Source organism: Amycolatopsis lurida (genome assembly GCF_900105055.1).
In the GTDB taxonomy this organism is placed as follows: domain Bacteria; phylum Actinomycetota; class Actinomycetes; order Mycobacteriales; family Pseudonocardiaceae; genus Amycolatopsis; species Amycolatopsis lurida.
This window is the reverse complement of sequence record NZ_FNTA01000004.1, coordinates 3,041,580-3,058,910: the sequence shown is the minus strand read 5'-3', so window position 1 is coordinate 3,058,910 and position 17,331 is coordinate 3,041,580. Positions and strand designations below refer to the sequence as shown.

Below are 17,331 nucleotides of genomic sequence, written 5' to 3'. Positions count from 1 at the left end.
AACCAGACCGGGGTGGCCCGCACGCGGACCACCCCGGCCGGAGATCACCGCACGTAGTGCCAGACCACCGGCGTGCCGCCCTCGTCCAGTGGGTTGTCCGAGGTGATTCCCGCGATCGTCCCGTCCTCCGAGACGACCCGGCCTTGCGCCCGTCCGAAGCCCGCCGGGGTCGGCAAAGGCCCGGTCCGCTCGGTGCCCTGCCAGGTCACCGAGCGGTTCCTGATCGGCTCGGGAGCCGGCTCCAGCCCGGTCGTGAGCCCGTGCGAGTTGAGGTCGACGCCGTACACGCCACCGGGCAGCGCTTCCGCGGTGGACGGCGTGCTCCACACGAACGCCTGCGAATCCCGGATCGCCGGGTCGTAGGCGCTGCCGACGATCCGGCCGGCGTTGATGGCCCGCACGGTCACGGACTCGTATCCGGCGGGGGCGGTGACCCCGGTGAGGGCGCCGTTCTTCCACACGAATCCGCCGTTGTGGAGACGGCTCAGCAGGACCGTGCCGTCATCGTCGATGTCGGTCGCCAGCAGCCCCGCGGGAAGCAACTCGGGACCGGCCGAGGTGGCGGTGGCCCGCCACAGCACCGCGCGGGTGCCGTCCGGATCGTCCTTCTTGTGGGCGTTGCCGACCACGTCACCCTGGTCGTTGACGGCCACGCCGTAGACGTACGAGAACCCCGCCGGGACCGGGAGGACCCGGAACCCGTTCGCGTCGAGGACGAACGGCCTGGTGTCGCCGGTGTCGTAGTCGGACGCGTCGCCCACCACCGTGCCGGACCCGTTCTGGTCCCAGGCCATCGCCCATTCGTAGCCGGCCGGTACCCCGTGGACGGTCGGTGCGCCGTTCTTCCAGGTGACGATCTGCGAGGTGCCGCCGATGGGGAAGGCGCCCGCGTAGCCGCCGTGCCCGTCCGCGCCGGTGACGAAGCCCCGCGAGAGTTCGCTACCCGCGGGCAGAGTCAGGAAGGTGGCCTCCCAGTGTCCCTCCGCCGCGCTCGCGGGCACGGCGCCCAGCACGGTCATGCCGATGGTGGTGGCGGCGAGCAGGGCCCCGCCGCGCACTCTGGACTTGACGATCATGTTCGTCCCCATTTCCCCAGATGTACCGAGGACACGCGCGAACCGGGCTTTCGGTTGTCTAGCGGCGGCGGCTCATGATCAGCGCGACCGCCAGCGGCAGCAGGAAGACGAGGAACGTCCCCCGGGTGAAGAAGAACAACGCGATCGCGACCGCCGCGGCGATCGGCACCGCGCTGGCCGTCAGCCATTTGGACGGCTGGACCTCGTTCTTCGCGGACGCCTGCGCGACACCGGGCATCGGAGGCAGGGGGAGCAGCGCGCTCGGGCGAGGCGAGGGCAGGTCCGTGAACAGCGGTTCGAGCTCGCTGGCCATCCTCGCCGCGCTGATCTTCGCCGACCGGGTCCCGAACTCGTCGAGGTCGAGTCTGCCGGTGCGGACATGCTCCTCCAGCGCTTCGAGCGCGTCTTGGCGTTCGGCGTCGCTCAGCCGCATGTCCGGTCTCTCGGCACTCACGTCCCGAGTCTACGGGCGGATCAGCCGTCCAGCTCCCGTCGGCGCTGCTTGCCGAGCTTCTTGTGGGAGTTCTCCCAGCCCTTGCCCCAGATGCCCTCGCCGACGGCGCTGATCCCGATCGGGACGAGGATGAACCACCAGGTGATACCGGTGGTGATGATGAGCGCGATGGTGGCGATGAACAGGATCGGCAGGAGCGCGCCCATGACGCGTTGCGCCGGGGAGATGCCCGCCCATGGGGATGCCGGCTTCTCCGGTTCGCTCCTGGGCGTGTCGTAGCGCGGACGCGGTTCGGGCAGGTCGGCGAAGACCTCGGACAGGTCGCCGCGCGTCTTGGCGGCCGTGACCCGGGCGGATCGCTCGCCGAACTCGTCGATGTCGATCCTGCCGGCGGTCATGTGCTCGCCGAGCGCGGCCAGCGCGGACTCGCGATCCTGATCACTGATCCGCAGCCGCGGAGACGGAACCTCGCTCACCCTGGTGATGGTAGGCCGGGTGAGGCCCCGTCAACCACGACATCCGTCAGTCCCGGTGAGTCCACAATGGACCCACCGGGCCGTGGCGGTGGCTCAGTCCTTCAGTTCGAACAGCTGGGTGCCCTGCGTCACCGCGGCACCGACCTCGACCGCGAGGCCGGTGACCGTGCCCGCCTTGTGCGCGGTGACCGGGTTCTCCATCTTCATCGCTTCGAGCACGACGACCAGCTCGCCCGCTTCGACCCGCTGGCCCTCTTCGACGGCGACCTTGACGATGGTGCCCTGCATCGGCGCGGTGACCGCGTCGCCGCTCACCGCCGCCTTGGTACCGCCCGCGCGCTTGCGCGGCTTGGCCTTCACGGCCGTCCCGCCGCCGCCACCGGCGTCGAGCGAGAAACCGCCGGGGAGCGACACTTCGAGACGGCGGCCGCCGACCTCGACGACGACGTTCTGCCGCGGCGCCTCTTCCTCGGCGTCGGCGGCTTCCGGTGCCACGAACGGCTCGATCGTGTTCTCGAACTCGGTCTCGATCCAGCGGGTGTGCACGCTGAACCCGTTCTCGTCGCCGACGAAGGCCGGGTCTTCCACGATCACGCGGTGGAACGGCAGGACCGTCGCCATCCCGTCGGCGACCATCTCGGCCAGGGCGCGGCGGCTGCGCTCGAGCGCGTTCTGCCGGTCCGATCCGGTGACGATCAGCTTCGCGAGCATCGAGTCGAACTGGCCGCCGATCACGCTGCCGGACTCGACACCCGAGTCGACGCGGACGCCGGGGCCGCTCGGCGCGACGAACTTCGTCACGGTGCCGGGCGCGGGCAAGAAACCGCGGCCGGCGTCCTCACCATTGATGCGGAACTCGATCGAGTGGCCGCGCGGTTCCGGGTCCTCGGTGATGCGCAGCTTCTCACCGCGCGCGATCCGGAACATCTCGCGCACGAGGTCGAGGCCCGTGGTCTCCTCGGACACCGGGTGCTCGACCTGCAGACGCGTGTTGACCTCGAGGAACGAGATCGTGCCGTCGACGGCGACGAGGTACTCGACGGTCCCGGCGCCGTAGTAGCCGGCTTCCTTGCAGATCGCCTTCGCGGATTCGTGGATGCGCTTGCGCTGCTCGTCGGTCAGGTACGGCGCGGGCGCCTCCTCGACCAGCTTCTGGTGGCGGCGCTGCAGCGAACAGTCGCGGGTGCCGACGACGATGGCGTTGCCGTGCTGGTCGGCGAGGACCTGCGCCTCGACGTGGCGCGGCTTGTCCAGGTAGCGCTCGACGAAGCATTCGCCGCGGCCGAACGCGGAGATCGCCTCGCGCGTCGCGGATTCGAAGAGCTCCGGGATCTCTTCGCGGGTGCGGGCGACCTTCAGCCCGCGACCACCACCGCCGAACGCCGCCTTGATCGCGACCGGCAGGCCGTGCTCGTCGGCGAAGGCGACGATCTCGTCGGCGTTCGCGACGGGGTCTTTCGTACCGGGCACGAGCGGAGCTCCGGCGCGCAGCGCGATGTGGCGCGCGGTGACCTTGTCCCCGAGGTCGCGGATGGCCTGCGGGCTCGGCCCGATCCAGGTCAGCCCGGCGTCGATCACGGCCTGGGCGAAGTCCGCGTTCTCGGAGAGGAACCCGTAGCCGGGGTGGACCGAGTCCGCGCCCGACCGCTTGGCGGCGTCGAGCAGCTTGTCGAAGACGAGGTAGCTCTCGGCCGCGGTGGTGCCGCCGAGTGCGAAGGCCTCGTCGGCGAGGCGGACGTGGGGTGCGTCACGATCCGGGTCGGCGTAGACGGCCACGCTGGTCAGCCCGGCGTCTTTCGCCGCCCTGATCACCCGTACCGCGATCTCCCCGCGGTTCGCGATCAGGATCTTGGTCACCGGACCACCTGTGCCGGCCTGCTCGGTCACGCCGTACCTCCTGCGTTCGCACGTCGGGCCGCCCCGATGCGGCTCCGCAGCAGTTTACGGAAGTTCCCGCCCCGATTAGTGAGAGCAAGGCCACCCAGTGACCTTTGTTTATACCAGCGCCTCGCGGTGCCGCAGTTCTTCCGGAAGGTCGGAATCGAGCACGATCAAGTCGTACGGCTGGGCCTGGTGGACCCGGCCGAGATGCTCGGATTTGACCAGCGCCCACGGCTGATGCGGACCGCAGCACTCGACCAGTCGCTGCACGGAACTGAAGGCGATCAGCGCCATCCGGCCGTCCTTGGTCGCACGGAGTTCGATCTCCGCGCTCCTGTAGTCCTTCGGTTTTTTCGCCGTCGGGAGGAACAGCGCTGGGGGCAGTCCGGGATTCGTCACAGGAACAACATAGACGTGCACTCTGCGCTAGATCACTTACGCTCTCGGATATGCGGACTCAGGAAGCGCGGGCCCCGCGATCCGTGCTGCTCACCGCGCTGCTGGCGGTGGTGGTGACGGCGGGCGTGATCGTGGCCGTGGTCCTGCTCCGCCCCGCCGCTCCGGCGCCCGCCGGCGACCCCGGCGTGCCTCCGGCGTCCGACGGTGCCCCGCATACGCCCGGCGTCGACTGCGGCGACTCCGCCTGCCGGGAGATCGGCGCGATGACCGTCGGCGGGCTGCCCGTCGTGCTGATGGCCGACGACGCGGGGAAGCAGGGCGTGGTCCGGATCGGGTCGGACACCGTGTACCCGCTGATCGTCAACGACATGGGGGTCACCCTGAAGGGCGATTCTCTGCGGTGCGTCGACGGGGTGACGCCGGTGTGCCTGGTGCGTGGCGAAGTGGGCGGCGGCTCGGCGGGCGAGCTGTTCGTCGCGCGCGGCGGAATCTGGCGGGACACCGGGAAGCCGTATTTCTCCGACGCCGGGACGATCGCCCTGAACGACGTGACCGCCGACGGGATCGCGGACGTCATCGTCGTGCGGCACGAGTGCCCCGGCGCGCAGTCCGGCTCGGCTCGGTGCCAGGCGGCGCCGGTGCTCGCGGAGGTCTACGACGTCGCGCGCGGTTCGGTGGGCTGCACGCGCCGGTACACCGCGCCCTCGGAACTGAGGGGATGGCCGGATGTGCGGCTGACGAAGGCGGATCTGCGGGCGTGCCCCCAGTGAGAGCGTGGGTGGCGGCCGGTCCTCGGAGCCTGAAGTCCGTGAAGGCCCCCTTCGCTACCTTGAGGGTAGGGAAGGGGGCCTTCACGGACTCTAAGAACCTCAAGCACCCGCGGCAGCAGGCTCCCTCCGAGAGGTAGTAGCCGCTTCGCCGTCGGAAGTGGGCGAAGGGTCCGTCGGCGAGTTGAGCACGTCGTCGTCCAACAGGCCTTCGCCACGCGCGACGACCACCGGCACGACGATCTGGCCCGCGACGTTGGTCGCGGTCCGCATCATGTCCATGATCGGGTTCACCGAGTAGATCAGCGCGATCCCGAGCGCCACCTGCTGCGCGTCGAGCCCGATGAACGCGGTGGTCAGGGTCAGCGCGGTCAGCCAGCCGGTGGTGCCCGCGGTGGCCAGCGCGCCGAGCACGGCGACCACGACGATCCCGACGTACTGCCAGATGTTCAGCGAGACGCCGGAGAGGTTCGCGATGAAGATGGCGCCGATGGCGGGGAACACCGCGGCGCAGCCGTCCATCTTCGTGGCGCTGCCCAGCGGAGTCGCGAAGGCGGCGTACGCGGGCTGGACGCCCAGGTTCACGGCGGACTGCCGGGTGAGGGGCAGTGTCGCGGCCGAAGACTGCGAAGCGAAGGCGAACTGGATCGCCGTGCCGGCCTTCGAGAAGAACTTCAGCGGGCTGACCTTCGCCACGAACTGAAGCAGGATCGGGTAGACCACCAGCAGCACCAGCAAGCAGCCGACGTACACCGCGAGAGTGGTGGACAACAGCGGCCGGAACAGGGCGTCACCGTAGTTCGAGACCGCGGCGCCGATCAGGCCGATGATGCCGATCGGGGCGAGCCGGACGATCCAGCCGAGGTAGCGCTGGATGATCTCGAAGACGCTGGTGGTGAAGTCGACGAACGGCTTGGCCTTGTCGCCGAGGCTGTAGGCGGCCGCGCCGATGATCACGGCGAGGAACAGCACCTGAAGCGTCGAGCCCTCGCTGAAGGCCGCGAAGAAGTTCTTCGGCAGGAAGCCTTCGATGAAGGCGCTCCAGGAGCCCCAGTTGTCGACGCTCTTGGTGGCCTTGTCCGCGTTCTTCGCCGTCGCGGCGACGCCTTCACCGAGACCGCCGCTGCCAGGGTTGAACAGCTTCGCGACGGCGATGCCGATCAGTGAAGCGATGAACGAGGTGATCGCGAACCACAGGACGGTCTTGCCACCCAGTCGCGCGGCCTTCTTGCCGCCGCCGAGATTGCGCAGACTGTTGATCCCGACCACGATCGCCGTGAAGACCAGCGGGATCACCGCGATCTGCAGCAGCGTCGTGAAGATGGTGCCGATCTGGTCGAGCAGGTCGGTCAGCCAGCTCGCCTCGGTCGTCCTGGCGAGCACGCCGAGCAGGGCGCCCACGACGAGCGAGCCGAGGACCGCCGCCGCGAAGACCTTTGGCCTTGTATAGGTCCGAATGAAAGACACGGGGCGACTCCGGTGCGTGAAGGTTTCCTGATTTCCCGAACGTGAAGAACGTTCGGCGAAGCAGGACTCTTCCGGATCACCCGATCGTGTGGGAGTCGTCTCAGGATGCGGGACGCGTCCACAGTTCGATGACGCTGACACCGACCTCGGCCAGCAAACGCCGGGTCAGCGGCAGGCTGATCCCGATGACGCTCGAGAAATCGCCGTCGATTCCCTCGATGAACCAGCCGCCGAGCCCGTCGAGCGTGAATCCGCCTGCCACCTGAAGCGGCTCTCCGGAAGCGATGTACGCCTCGATCTCTTCTTGCGACGGCGTGCCGAAGCGAACAGTGGTGCCTTCGGTTCCGGACGCTTCTTTCGTCTTCACGCCATTCTCGACGCGGATGATCGAGTGGCCCGTCAGGAGTTCACCCGTCTTGCCCGCCATCGACGCCCAGCGCTCGCGCGCGGCTTCCGGCGTGATCGGCTTTCCGACCATCTCGCCGTTGATCGACAGCATCGAATCGCAGCCGACGATGACCATGTCGCCGTGCCCGCCAAGCGTCTCGAAAACCGTTTCGGCCTTCGCGGCGGCGAGCGCGCGGACCAGCTCTTCGGGAGCCGGATCGGTCAGGGACGCGGCGACCGCGTCCTCGTCGACGCCGGACACGACGACGCTCGGGTCGAAGCCGGCGGAACGCAGGACGCCGAGGCGGGCGGGGGACTGGGACGCGAGAACGAAACGCACTCGTGGAAGGTACTCGAAGGCCGGTCGTTGCCTGATTGTGACCTGGGACACCCGGACGTGGAGCTAGTTTGTTGTGGCGCGCAACATATGGATTGTCCGAGCTACGGAGGAACCAATGTCGTCCCGCCTCCGCGTCAGAAGATCACTTCGCACGACGCAAACCACAGTGCTCGCAGGACTGCTCCTGGCCGGTTCGGCCCTGGCGCCGATGGCGTCCGCCGCCCCCGGGCCGGTCTACAAGAACCCCCAAGCTTCGACCTCCGCACGGGTGAACGACCTGCTCAAGCGGATGAGCCTCGACGACAAGATCGGCCAGATGACCCAGGCCGAACGCGGCGCGGTCACCCCCGGACAGGCCGCCGCGCTCAAACTGGGGTCCCTGCTCTCCGGCGGCGGCTCGGTGCCGGAGAGCAACACGCCGAACGGGTGGGCCGACATGGTCGACGCGTACCAGAAGGCGGCGATTTCGACGCCGCTCGGCATCCCCACGCTCTACGGCGTCGACGCCGTGCACGGCCACAACAACGTCTACGGCGCGACGATCTTTCCGCACAACATCGGCCTCGGCGCGGCGAACAATCCGCGCCTGGTCGAGAAGATCGGCCGCGCGACGGCGCTGGAGGTCGCCGGAACCGGTCCGCAGTGGGACTTTTCCCCGTGCCTGTGCGTCGCCCGTGACGATCGTTGGGGCCGGACCTACGAATCCTTCGGCGAATCCCCGCGCGACGCCATCGCCAACGCGTCGGCCATCACCGGCCTCCAGGGGCGCAGGCTCGGCGGGAAACCGGGATCGGTGCTCGCGACGGCGAAACACTACGTCGGCGACGGCGGCACGACGAACGGCGTCGATCAGGGCAATACCGGGATCAGCGAACGCGAACTGCGTCAGATCCACCTGCCGCCGTTCCGTGAGGCGATCGACCGCGGCGTCGGCTCGGTGATGATCTCGTTCTCCAGCTTCCAGGGTGTGCGCATGCACGCCGAGAAGTACCTCATCACCGACGTCCTCAAGCGGGAGCTGCGATTCTCCGGTCTGGTGATCTCGGACTACAACGCGATCAACCAGATCGACGGCAAGGAAGGCTTCACCCCCGAAGAGGTGCGGCTCTCGGTCAACGCGGGTATCGACATGTTCATGGTCCCGTGGGACGCGCCGCAGTTCATCGCCTATCTCAAGGCCGAAGTCGAGGCGGGCCGGGTTTCGCGCGACCGGATCGACGACGCGAACCGCCGCATCTTGGCGCAGAAGTTCAAGCTCGGCCTGTTCGAGCGCCCGTACACCGACCGTTCGCTCCAGAAGACGTTCGGCGGCAAGGAACATCGTGAACTGGCCCGTCAGGCCGTCCGTGAATCCCAGGTGCTGCTGAAGAACGACGGTGTGCTGCCGCTGGCGAAGAAGAACAACAAGATCTTCGTGGCGGGCAAGAACGCGAACGACATCGGCAACCAGGCGGGCGGCTGGACGCTCACCTGGCAAGGCCAGAGCGGCCCGGTGATCCCGGGCACGACCATCCTCGACGGGATCAAGTCGGGGGCGGGGAAGGGAACCACGGTGACCTATGACCGTGCGGGTAACGGAATCGACGGCGGCTACCAGGTCGCCGTCGCCGTGGTGGGCGAAACGCCGTACGCCGAAGGACAGGGAGATCGCCCGAACGGCTTCGGGCTCGACGCGGAAGACCTCGCCACGATCGCCAAGCTGAAGGCCTCCGGGGTCCCGGTCGTCGTGGTGACCGTGTCCGGGCGCCCGCTCGACATCGCCGCGCAACTGCCGCAGTTCGACGGGCTTCTCGCCGCCTGGCTCCCGGGCAGCGAAGGAGCCGGTGTCGCCGATGTCCTGTACGGCGACTACAACCCGACAGGGAAGCTGACATTCAGCTGGCCGACCAGCGCGGCGCAGGAACCGGTGAACGTCGGTGACGGCAAGAAGGCTTTGTATCCGTACGGCTACGGTCTGCGGTACCGCCGGTAGGGCCTCGTGAGTGGTAAGGACGGTTCTAACCGTCCTTACCACTCACGAGACCTGGGGTCAGGCGATGTCACGTGATTGACCGGACGACACGCGTGATCCGGCGGACGACACGCGTGATTGGATGGACGACACGACCGCGGCCGGGGTTCCGCCGCGAGTCGTCCGTCTGATCACGTGTGTCGTCCCTCCAGGCACGCGTGTCGTCCGTTCAGTCACGCGAACCCGCCGCTCGCGCACCGGCGGTAGGTACCTGAGCACCCGTCCTTACCACTCAAGGGGTCAGGCGATGCTGGCGGCGGGTTCGCGAGCGGGCGGGTGGGGTGCCCGAGAAGGGCGGTGCATGGTGAGCGCGGCGAGCACGCCCAGCACCAGTACCGCGGCCGGAAGCAGCAGGGTCACCCTCGCCGCATCGGTGAGTCCATTGTGGACGGCGTCGAGCGCGAGGCGCTGGGCCTGCTCGGCTACGTCCGATGGCAAGCCGGGGAACGCCGCCGCCCCGGACGAGCCGAACTCCCCGGTCGATTCCGCGGCCTTCGCGACACCTTCCGCGAACGGCGCCCGGTATTGCTCCGGCAACGCGCTCGCCGCCGCCGTGGCCTCGTCGGCGATCGAAGCGCTGATCCGTGCCTGCAGCAGTACCCCGACGGCGGCGCTGCCGAGTACGCCGCCGACCTGGCGCGCGGTGTTGAAGATGCCCGACGCGGTCCCGATGAGCCGCGGCTCGACCGAGCTCATCGTCAGGTTGCCCATCGGCGCGAAGATGAACCCGATCCCGAAGCCCGCCACCAGCAGTGCCGGGGTCAGCGCCCAAGCGTTCGCGCCCGCCCGTGCGGTCAGCGCCGCCAGCGCCAGCCCCGCGCCCAGTGCGGTCAGGCCGATGATCAGCAGGACCTTGCCGTTGACCTTGTCCGAAGCGCGGCCGACGAACGGGCCGATCAAGCCGCCCAGCAGCGACATCGGCGCGAACAGCAGGCCGGACATCGTCGGCGACTCGCCGAGCACGGCCTGGATGTAGATCACCAGCGGCAGGAACATCCCGGTCATCGCGAAGCCGACGGTGACCGAGGTCAGCGCCCCGGCAGAGAAATTGCGGTTCGCGAAGACACCCAGCGGCAGCAGCGGTTCCTTACGGTTGAACCGTTGCCACGCCACGAAAGCGACCAGCAGGGCGACACCGGCGCCGATGATCTCGAATACGGTGATCGGACCGAACACGCGGCCCCAGTCGTACTGCTGTCCATTTTGGACGCCGTAGACGAGGCAGAACAAGCCGGCGCCCGACAGCAGGATGCCGGGGACGTCGAAGGAATGCGAGTGCTTCGGCTGCCAGTCCGGCACCTTGAGCAGCGCCAGTGCGAGCGCGACCACGCCGACCGGCAGGTTGACGAAGAAGATCCATTCCCAGCCGAGATGGTCGACGAGCACACCGCCGAGCAGTGGCCCGATGATGGCCGCGATCCCGGCGACGCCGCTCCAGAGTCCCATCGCGGGGCCGCGTTTCGACGGCGGGAACAGATGGCTGATGAACGCGAGGGTCTGCGGCGTCATCAAGGCGGCGCCGAGTCCCTGCACCGCGCGGGCCGCGATCAGCATTTCGACAGAACCGGACAGGCCGCACCACAGCGAAGCCAGGGTGAACACCACGAGCCCGGCCAGGTAGACGCGTTTCGGGCCGAAACGGTCACCGAGCCTGCTCGCGAACAGCATCGGCACCGCGTAGGCGAGCAGGTAGACGCTGATCACCCAGACGATCGCGTTCAGCCCCGCGTCGAGTTCACGCAGCATCGCGGGAATCGCGGTCGAAACGATCGTGGTGTCCAGCAGGATCATGAAGAAACCCAGGCACAGCGCGGAAAGCGCCGCCCAGGGGTCAGCTTGTCGCGCGTTCATCACTGTCGTCCTCGGTGACCAGGTTCAGGTGCGGCGTGCAATGTCCCTGGAACCGGATGCGACCGGATTCCAGGTCTTCGACCAGTTTTTGGGTCCACTGGAGCTCGAAGGCCCGCCGCGCGGTGGCGTAGGACCAGTCGAGCCAGTAGACCTCGGGGAGTTTGTGCTCGTTGACCAGGTTTTCGAGCACGACCTGGTCGGAGGCGATGGCGGCCTGAAGCCGCAGCACGCGATGCTTGAGGTGGGTGAGCGACATCTCCGGGCCGAGCTCGTCGATGACGGCGAGCGCGCTGAGGAACTCGGGATACTCCTCGGCGGGGTTGGCCAGCATGTCCTGCGCTCGGTCGACGAACTCGTCGCGGCCGGCGTCCGTCATCGCGTAGACGGTGCGCTCGGGGCGTTTGCCGTCGCGCTGTGTCTCGACGGCCTCGACGAATCCGTTCTGCACCAGGCGATCCACCGTGTGGTAGAGCGAGCCCGCCTTCACTTTGACGCGCGTGCTGACGAAGCGCTCCCGCATCAGCTGCGCCATCTCGTACGGATGCATGGCCCGCTCGTGAAGGAGCTCCAGCACCGCCATGGCGAGCGGAGTGAGCTTCGAGGCCATGGATGATCCTCTCGGAAGATTCCTTACTGATTATTCCGAGTGGACTATATGGCAGGACCGGTTCGGGCTCAAGTACGGGGTTCGCGTGCTTGGAGGCGTGACTCGCGTGCTTGAAGGCGTGACTCGCGTGCTTGGAAGCGTGACTCTCGTGTTTGGAGGCGTGACTCGCGTGTCAGTTCAGGGGTCTCGGCCCGATTTCGCGTTCGAGGAAGCGGTGGTACTCGATGGCCGCGATCGAGTTCTCGAGTTGTTCGAACGTCGGCGCGGGGAGTGCGCCGTTGAAGACGACGGTGAGGCTCTTGCGCGGGATGTTGATGACGTACGGATCGACGTCGAGTTCTTCGCAGTGGCTCCGCAGGACGGCCGTCCAGTGGTCGAGGTCCTCGTCCTCGCCGAGGTGTTCCCATCGCGCGACGATCCAGTTGCCGTTGATCAGCTGGCCCGCCATCTCCCGCGGATCGTGGACCATGTACGGCTCGGCGACGTCGTTCATCGACCGAGGTGCTCGAGGAGCGCGGCGAAGGACTCGGCGGGGAGCACCAGGATCGGCCGGGTCTCGTCCGGCATCGCCCATTGCTTGGTGTCCCGGATGCCGACCAGGCCGGGTGCGACGCCGACCTCGACGCAGGCGTTCTCTTCCCAGTGCGTGTAGGTCGACTTGTGCCAGCCGGTCATGCTTTCGTGCCAGGTGGTCATCGGAGGCCCTTTCCCCAGTGACTGTTTCGGCAAGTAGACGGGTTGCGCGGCAGCAAGGTTGGCGAGATCGGGTGATCTGTGTCCGCTGGTCGGTGAACGGCTTCGGTGATCGCGTTCGGCGCACGAAAGAGGACCTTCACCGACAGGTGCTTTACTCACGATGCACTCTCGGAGTGCATAGCGCAAAGGGTATTAGGTCACCGAAGTGGTTCGACCGCGAGCTGTCGGTAGTCGGCCGCGATCCGCATCAGATGTGAGCAGGCGATGTCGCCGTAGGTGGCGTAGCGCTCGACTTCGGTGAAGTTCTTCTCGTAGTCGGCCACTTCGCGTTCGTCCGTGACGAGCGCCGTGGCCGTCTGGGTCCCGAGGAGCACGGCGCGCGAGTCGTAGATGTCGAAGCCGTGGAGGACCGGGACCGAAACCGGTGTGGTCCACGGGATCACCCCGAGCCGCACACGCCCGCGCCGGGACACCTCGACGAGGTGGCCGAGCTGGGCCAGCATCGTCGCCGCGCCGCCCATGTTCCAGCGCAGGGCGCCTTCGGTGAGCACGAAGTGGAACTCGCGGTTCGAGTCGAGGATCCGCTGGCGTTCCAGCCTGGCGTCGACCGTTTGGTCGCGTTCGCCGGCAGGCAGCGAATCACCGAACAGGGCGGTGATGTAGTCGCGGGTCTGGAGCAGGCCGAACACGATGGTCGGCTGGAAACTCCGGATCCGGGCGGACGCCGTCTCGATCTTGCCGATGCGCTGCTGCATCCGCCACGCACCGCGCTGGAGGACGACGCGGGCGGACGACGCCTCCTCGCGGAGGTCCCGCGTGATCGCGACGAGCGCTCGCCGGACCTTCGCGGGCGCGCGGTAGAGGCGGCACAGCGCGACGACCTGCTCCTCGGTGGGCATGAACGCGCCGGTTTCGACCCGCGAGACCTTCGACTGACTGAGGCCGGTGAGCCTGGCCGCTTCGGTACCGGACAACCCGGCGGCTTTGCGCAGGCGGCGCAATTCGGTGGAGAGGTGGTCCTGGTTCGTCACGCACGGCTTTCTGGGGCGATCGCGGTCGGCGGATCCGTCACGATAACCCGCGAAGCCGCTTTCAGCGAGGGAGCGCGGAAGCGCGCCACGCCCCTTCGCCGGGCGCGAGCGGAGCCCGCACGAGCGAAGCCTTGTCCGCCCACCACGACTCCCGTTTCGGGGCCGGTTCCGGCGCCCGCGCACTGGCCGCCGCCGCGACGACGGCGGTCAGCGCGGCGAGTTCGGCGTCGTCCGGGTTGCCCCGGACGACGCGCAGCAGCGGGGTTTCGGGCGCGGTCACAGCGGGATGTTCCCGTGCTTCTTGGGCGGCAGCGTCTCTCGCTTGCCTTGGAGCAGCGAAAGTGCCTTCGCGATGTGGCCGCGGGTGTGCGCGGGCACGATCACCGAGTCGACGTAGCCGCGTTCGGCCGCCGCGTACGGATTCAGGAGCGTGTCCTCGTACTCCTGGATCAGCTCGGCGCGCAGCGCGTCGACGTCCTTGCCGTCGGCGGCGGCCGCGGCGAGGGTCTTGCGGTGCACGATGTTCGCCGCGCCCTGTGCGCCCATGACCGCGACCTGCGCCGTCGGCCAGGCCAGGTTGATGTCCGCGCCGAGGTGCTTGGACCCCATGACGTCGTACGCGCCGCCGTACGCCTTGCGGGTGATGACGGTGACGAGCGGGACGGTCGCTTCGGCGTAGGCGTAGATCAGCTTCGCGCCACGCCGGATGATGCCGTTCCACTCCTGGTCGGTGCCCGGCAGGAAGCCGGGAACGTCGACGAAGGTCAGCACCGGGATGTTGAACGCGTCGCAGGTGCGCACGAACCGCGCGGCCTTCTCGGACGCGTCGATGTCGAGACAGCCGGCGAACTGGGTCGGCTGGTTCGCCACGATGCCGACGCTGCGCCCGTCCACCCGGCCGAAGCCGACCAGGATGTTGGGCGCGAACAGCTCGTGGACCTCGAGGAAGTCGCCGTCGTCGACGATGCGGTTGATGACCTCGTGCATGTCGTACGGCTGGTTCGGCGAGTCCGGGATCAGCGTGTCGAGTTCACGGTCCGACTCGGTGACGTCGTCGAAGAACCCTCCCGGTGCCGAGTCGGTCTCGAAGACCGGGGCCTCGGACAGGTTGTTCGCCGGGAGGAACGAGAGCAGTTCCTTGACGTAGGCGATGGCGTCCTCGTCGTCGGAACCGAGGTAGTGCGCGTTCCCCGAACGGGTGTTGTGCGTGCGCCCGCCGCCGAGCTCCTCGAAGGAGACCTCTTCGCCGGTCACGGTCTTCACGACGTCGGGGCCGGTGATGAACATGTGCGAGGTCTTGTCGACCATCACCACGAAGTCGGTCAGCGCGGGGGAGTAGACGTGCCCGCCCGCGTTGGCGCCCATGATCAGCGAGATCTGCGGGATGACGCCGGACGCCTTGACGTTGCGGTTGAAGATCTCGCCGTACAACCCGAGCGAGACGACGCCTTCCTGGATCCGCGCGCCACCGCCCTCGTTGATGCCGATGATCGGGCGGCCGGTCTTGATCGCCAGGTCCATCACCTTGACGATCTTCTCGCCGTACACCTCACCGAGTGAACCGCCGAAGACCGTGACGTCCTGGCTGAATACGCACACCGGACGTCCGTCGACGGTGCCGTAGCCGGTGACGACGCCGTCGCCGTAGGGCCGGTTCTTCTCCTGGCCGAAGTTCACCGAGCGGTGCTTCGCGAGCTCGTCGAGTTCGACGAAGGAGCCCTCGTCCAGGAGCAGGTCGATCCGCTCGCGGGCGGTCTTCTTGCCCTTGGCGTGCTGTTTCTCCACCGCCCTCGCGGAACCCGCGTGCACCGCCTCGTCATACCGGCGGTACAGGTCGGCCAGCTTGCCGGCCGTGGTGTGGATGTCCGGTTCGTCCTCGGGCGGCGTCCCGAGCGGCTCCGTCGCACTGCTCATGAATCGGCAGCCTAGCTACTCGACGGTCACTTCGCGTGTGGCGTAGGCAACGTCCGTGGGGCTTGGCGCCGGTCAGCGAGCAACCCGCCCGAAACGGACGACACGCGTGATCCGACGGACGACACGCGTGACTGGGCGGACATCACTGGACGGAGGCGCGCACCAGACCGGACTCGTAGGCCGCGATCACGAGCTGCGCCCGGTCCCGCGCCGCGAGTTTGTGCAGGAGGTGGCCGATATGCGTCTTCACCGTCGCCAGCCCGAGATGCAGCGTTCCGGCGATCTCGTCGTTCGACAGTCCGCGCGCGATCAGGCTCAGGACCTCGCGTTCGCGGGTGGTGATGTTGTCCAGCGACGCCGCGACGCGCTGCCCGGGTTCGGGCAGCCGCGCGAATTCGGCGATGAGCCTTCGCGTGATCGACGGGGCGAGCAGTCCTTCGCCCGCCGCGACGACCCGGATCGCGGTCAGCAGCTCGGCGGGCGGCGTGTCCTTCAGCAGGAATCCGCTCGCGCCCGCGCGCAATGCCGAATAGACGTAGGCGTCGAGGTCGAAGGTCGTCAGCATCAGCACGTGGACGCCTTCGGTGGTGGCCGACGCGCAGATCCGCCGGGTCGCTTCGATTCCGTCCAGCTCGGGCATGCGGACGTCCATCAGCACGACGTCGGGGCGCTCCTGCTCGGCGAGTTCGGCGGCTTCCGCGCCGTCGCTCGCCTCCCCGACGACTTCGAGGTCCGGCGCGCTGTCGACGAGCACGCGGAAGCTGCCGCGCAGCAACGCCTGGTCGTCGGCGATCAGAACGCGGATCATCGTGTCCCCACTTCCTTGGCGGCGTACGGCAGCCGCGCGAACACCCGGAATCCCCCGGCGGGCAGCGGGCCCGCTTCGAAGTCACCACCGTAGACGGCGACGCGTTCGCGCATGCCGATCAAACCGTGCCCGCCGGTCGTCGACGGCGAACCTTCGCCGCGCCCGTCGTCGACGATTTCGACGCTGACCTCGCCGGGGCCTTCGGTGATCGTGACCCGGCAGGCCGACGGTCCCGCGTGCTTCACGACGTTGGTCACCGCCTCCTGGGTGATGCGGTAGACCGAAAGCGCGACACCTTCCGGGAGGTCGTCCACCCCTTCGCCGGTCAGTTCCACCCGCACCCCGGCCTGTCCGGCGCGTTCGGCGAGGGTCCGCAGGTCGGCGAGTTTCGGCGCGGGGCCGAGCGCGACCTCGGGCGTGCCGTCGCCGGAACGGAGGACGCCGAGCATCCGCCGGAGTTCGACGAGCGTCTCGCGGCTGGTCAGCTCGATGACCCGCAACGCTTCGCGGGCTTCTTCGGGCTGTTCCCGTGCGACGTGGTTGCCGACGGCCGCCTTGACCGCGATCAGGCTCATGCTGTGCGCGACGACGTCGTGCATCTCGCGGGCGATGCGCAGCCGCTCGTCGGAAACCGCCTGATCGGCTTGGGTTTCCGCGAGCTGCGCCAGATTCGCGCGCCGCTGCCGCGTCATCCAGCCCAGCGCCCACGAGCCCGCCACGCCGCCGCCCGCGAAGGCCGTCGACGCGATCGTGTTCGGCCCGAGCCGCAGGAACTCGAAGATCATGACGACGACCAGGCCGAGGCCCATCGCGATCAGCGAGCGGGCGCGCGGATGTTCCAGCGCCACGGTGTACAGGGCGCACGCCGTGGCCAGGAGCGCGGCCGGGCCCAGTCCGTTGCCGGCGACCAGGGCCGGGACCAGGCTGCCGAGTCCGAGGCCGTACGCGACCAGTGGCCGGTGGCGCCGCAGCGCGATCGCGATCCCGCTGGCGGCGACCGTCGCCCAGGCGAGCCACATCGGGATGGCGATGAGGAACGTCCAGGTCCTCGCGGCCAGGTTCCCGCCGACGGCCACGACGAGCACCAGCGCGAGGAGCGCGTCGATCGTGTACGCCACCCGTTGGGGGAGCGCCGACGGCTGTTTCATACGGCGAACTTAACCGGA

The 17,331-nt window shown here is 68.4% G+C and carries 18 protein-coding genes; 2 read left to right on the top strand and 16 right to left on the bottom strand.

Features of this window, described 5'->3' with window-relative positions; translation table 11 throughout:
- Nucleotides 1-44 precede the first annotated feature (44 nt).
- The 5 genes from BLW75_RS19250 to BLW75_RS19230 form a co-directional block, all read right to left on the bottom strand.
- Nucleotides 45-1,076 (bottom strand): hypothetical protein, encoded by a 1,032-nt coding sequence (locus BLW75_RS19250; protein ID WP_091597872.1) that lies wholly within the window; start codon nucleotides 1,074-1,076, stop codon nucleotides 45-47.
- A 58-nt stretch (nucleotides 1,077-1,134) separates the two neighbouring features.
- Nucleotides 1,135-1,509 (bottom strand): DUF1707 SHOCT-like domain-containing protein, encoded by a 375-nt coding sequence (locus BLW75_RS19245; protein ID WP_034304743.1) that lies wholly within the window; start codon nucleotides 1,507-1,509, stop codon nucleotides 1,135-1,137.
- Nucleotides 1,510-1,550: 41 nt separating this feature from the next.
- On the bottom strand, nucleotides 1,551-2,006 hold the full coding sequence (locus BLW75_RS19240) for a DUF1707 SHOCT-like domain-containing protein (protein ID WP_034304746.1): 456 nt from the start codon (nucleotides 2,004-2,006) through the stop codon (nucleotides 1,551-1,553).
- Nucleotides 2,007-2,099: 93 nt separating this feature from the next.
- Nucleotides 2,100-3,893 (bottom strand): acetyl/propionyl/methylcrotonyl-CoA carboxylase subunit alpha, encoded by a 1,794-nt coding sequence (locus tag BLW75_RS19235; protein WP_034304749.1) that lies wholly within the window; start codon nucleotides 3,891-3,893, stop codon nucleotides 2,100-2,102.
- Between the two features lie 108 nt (nucleotides 3,894-4,001).
- Nucleotides 4,002-4,286, bottom strand: a complete 285-nt coding sequence (locus tag BLW75_RS19230) for an SAV_915 family protein (RefSeq protein WP_034304751.1) — start codon at nucleotides 4,284-4,286, stop codon at nucleotides 4,002-4,004.
- Nucleotides 4,287-4,369: 83 nt separating this feature from the next.
- Here BLW75_RS19230 and BLW75_RS19225 point away from each other — a divergent pair, with 83 nt between their 5' ends.
- A complete protein-coding gene (locus BLW75_RS19225) occupies nucleotides 4,370-5,056 on the top strand; it encodes a hypothetical protein (RefSeq protein ID WP_091597869.1) in 687 nt (228 codons plus the stop codon).
- Nucleotides 5,057-5,155: 99 nt separating this feature from the next.
- On the opposite strand, the gene BLW75_RS19220 is transcribed toward BLW75_RS19225, so the two are convergent.
- Both BLW75_RS19220 and BLW75_RS19215 read right to left on the bottom strand, forming a co-directional pair.
- A complete protein-coding gene (locus tag BLW75_RS19220; protein WP_091597866.1) occupies nucleotides 5,156-6,520 on the bottom strand; it encodes a dicarboxylate/amino acid:cation symporter in 1,365 nt (454 codons plus the stop codon).
- 100 nt (nucleotides 6,521-6,620) lie between these two features.
- Nucleotides 6,621-7,247, bottom strand: a complete 627-nt coding sequence (locus BLW75_RS19215) for a Maf family protein (protein ID WP_034304760.1) — start codon at nucleotides 7,245-7,247, stop codon at nucleotides 6,621-6,623.
- Nucleotides 7,248-7,413: 166 nt separating this feature from the next.
- Between BLW75_RS19215 and BLW75_RS19210 the strand changes: the two genes are divergently transcribed.
- A complete protein-coding gene (locus BLW75_RS19210; protein ID WP_034304762.1) occupies nucleotides 7,414-9,219 on the top strand; it encodes a glycoside hydrolase family 3 protein in 1,806 nt (601 codons plus the stop codon).
- Between the two features lie 279 nt (nucleotides 9,220-9,498).
- Here BLW75_RS19210 and BLW75_RS19205 read toward each other — a convergent pair whose 3' ends face one another.
- The 9 genes from BLW75_RS19205 to BLW75_RS19165 form a co-directional block, all read right to left on the bottom strand.
- Nucleotides 9,499-11,109 (bottom strand): DHA2 family efflux MFS transporter permease subunit, encoded by a 1,611-nt coding sequence (locus BLW75_RS19205; protein WP_091597863.1) that lies wholly within the window; start codon nucleotides 11,107-11,109, stop codon nucleotides 9,499-9,501.
- On the bottom strand, nucleotides 11,090-11,716 hold the full coding sequence (locus BLW75_RS19200) for a PadR family transcriptional regulator (protein WP_034304765.1): 627 nt from the start codon (nucleotides 11,714-11,716) through the stop codon (nucleotides 11,090-11,092). Before BLW75_RS19200 ends, BLW75_RS19205 begins: the two co-directional genes overlap by 20 nt.
- Nucleotides 11,717-11,888: 172 nt before the next feature.
- A complete protein-coding gene (locus BLW75_RS19195) occupies nucleotides 11,889-12,209 on the bottom strand; it encodes a hypothetical protein (protein WP_034304768.1) in 321 nt (106 codons plus the stop codon).
- Entirely contained in the window at nucleotides 12,206-12,412 is a 207-nt protein-coding gene (locus BLW75_RS19190; RefSeq protein ID WP_034304771.1) for a DUF397 domain-containing protein, read from the bottom strand. The genes BLW75_RS19195 and BLW75_RS19190 overlap by 4 nt, the downstream gene beginning before the upstream one ends.
- A 197-nt stretch (nucleotides 12,413-12,609) precedes the next feature.
- Nucleotides 12,610-13,443 (bottom strand): helix-turn-helix domain-containing protein, encoded by an 834-nt coding sequence (locus tag BLW75_RS19185; protein ID WP_034304773.1) that lies wholly within the window; start codon nucleotides 13,441-13,443, stop codon nucleotides 12,610-12,612.
- Nucleotides 13,444-13,504: 61 nt separating this feature from the next.
- Nucleotides 13,505-13,723: an acyl-CoA carboxylase subunit epsilon gene (locus BLW75_RS19180; RefSeq protein WP_034304776.1), complete on the bottom strand. Its 219-nt coding sequence runs from the start codon at nucleotides 13,721-13,723 to the stop codon at nucleotides 13,505-13,507.
- Nucleotides 13,720-15,357, bottom strand: a complete 1,638-nt coding sequence (locus BLW75_RS19175; RefSeq protein ID WP_034304778.1) for an acyl-CoA carboxylase subunit beta — start codon at nucleotides 15,355-15,357, stop codon at nucleotides 13,720-13,722. The genes BLW75_RS19180 and BLW75_RS19175 overlap by 4 nt, the downstream gene beginning before the upstream one ends.
- Before the next feature lie 142 nt (nucleotides 15,358-15,499).
- Entirely contained in the window at nucleotides 15,500-16,165 is a 666-nt protein-coding gene (locus BLW75_RS19170; protein WP_034304780.1) for a response regulator, read from the bottom strand.
- A complete protein-coding gene (locus BLW75_RS19165; protein WP_034304783.1) occupies nucleotides 16,162-17,313 on the bottom strand; it encodes a sensor histidine kinase in 1,152 nt (383 codons plus the stop codon). The genes BLW75_RS19170 and BLW75_RS19165 overlap by 4 nt, the downstream gene beginning before the upstream one ends.
- Nucleotides 17,314-17,331: the final 18 nt, after the last annotated feature.

Excerpts from the sequence above, each read along its gene's own strand:
- BLW75_RS19205 (WP_091597863.1), bottom strand. The coding sequence starts at position 11,109 with ATGAACGCGCGACAAGCTGACCCCTGGGCGGCGCTTTCCGCGCTGTGC.
- BLW75_RS19190 (WP_034304771.1), bottom strand. The coding sequence starts at position 12,412 with ATGACCACCTGGCACGAAAGCATGACCGGCTGGCACAAGTCGACCTAC.
- BLW75_RS19165 (WP_034304783.1), bottom strand. The coding sequence starts at position 17,313 with ATGAAACAGCCGTCGGCGCTCCCCCAACGGGTGGCGTACACGATCGAC.
- BLW75_RS19245 (WP_034304743.1), bottom strand. The coding sequence starts at position 1,509 with ATGCGGCTGAGCGACGCCGAACGCCAAGACGCGCTCGAAGCGCTGGAG.
- BLW75_RS19200 (WP_034304765.1), bottom strand. The coding sequence starts at position 11,716 with ATGGCCTCGAAGCTCACTCCGCTCGCCATGGCGGTGCTGGAGCTCCTT.
- BLW75_RS19170 (WP_034304780.1), bottom strand. The coding sequence starts at position 16,165 with ATGATCCGCGTTCTGATCGCCGACGACCAGGCGTTGCTGCGCGGCAGC.
- BLW75_RS19250 (WP_091597872.1), bottom strand. The coding sequence starts at position 1,076 with ATGATCGTCAAGTCCAGAGTGCGCGGCGGGGCCCTGCTCGCCGCCACC.
- BLW75_RS19175 (WP_034304778.1), bottom strand. The coding sequence starts at position 15,357 with ATGAGCAGTGCGACGGAGCCGCTCGGGACGCCGCCCGAGGACGAACCG.
- BLW75_RS19195 (WP_034304768.1), bottom strand. The coding sequence starts at position 12,209 with ATGAACGACGTCGCCGAGCCGTACATGGTCCACGATCCGCGGGAGATG.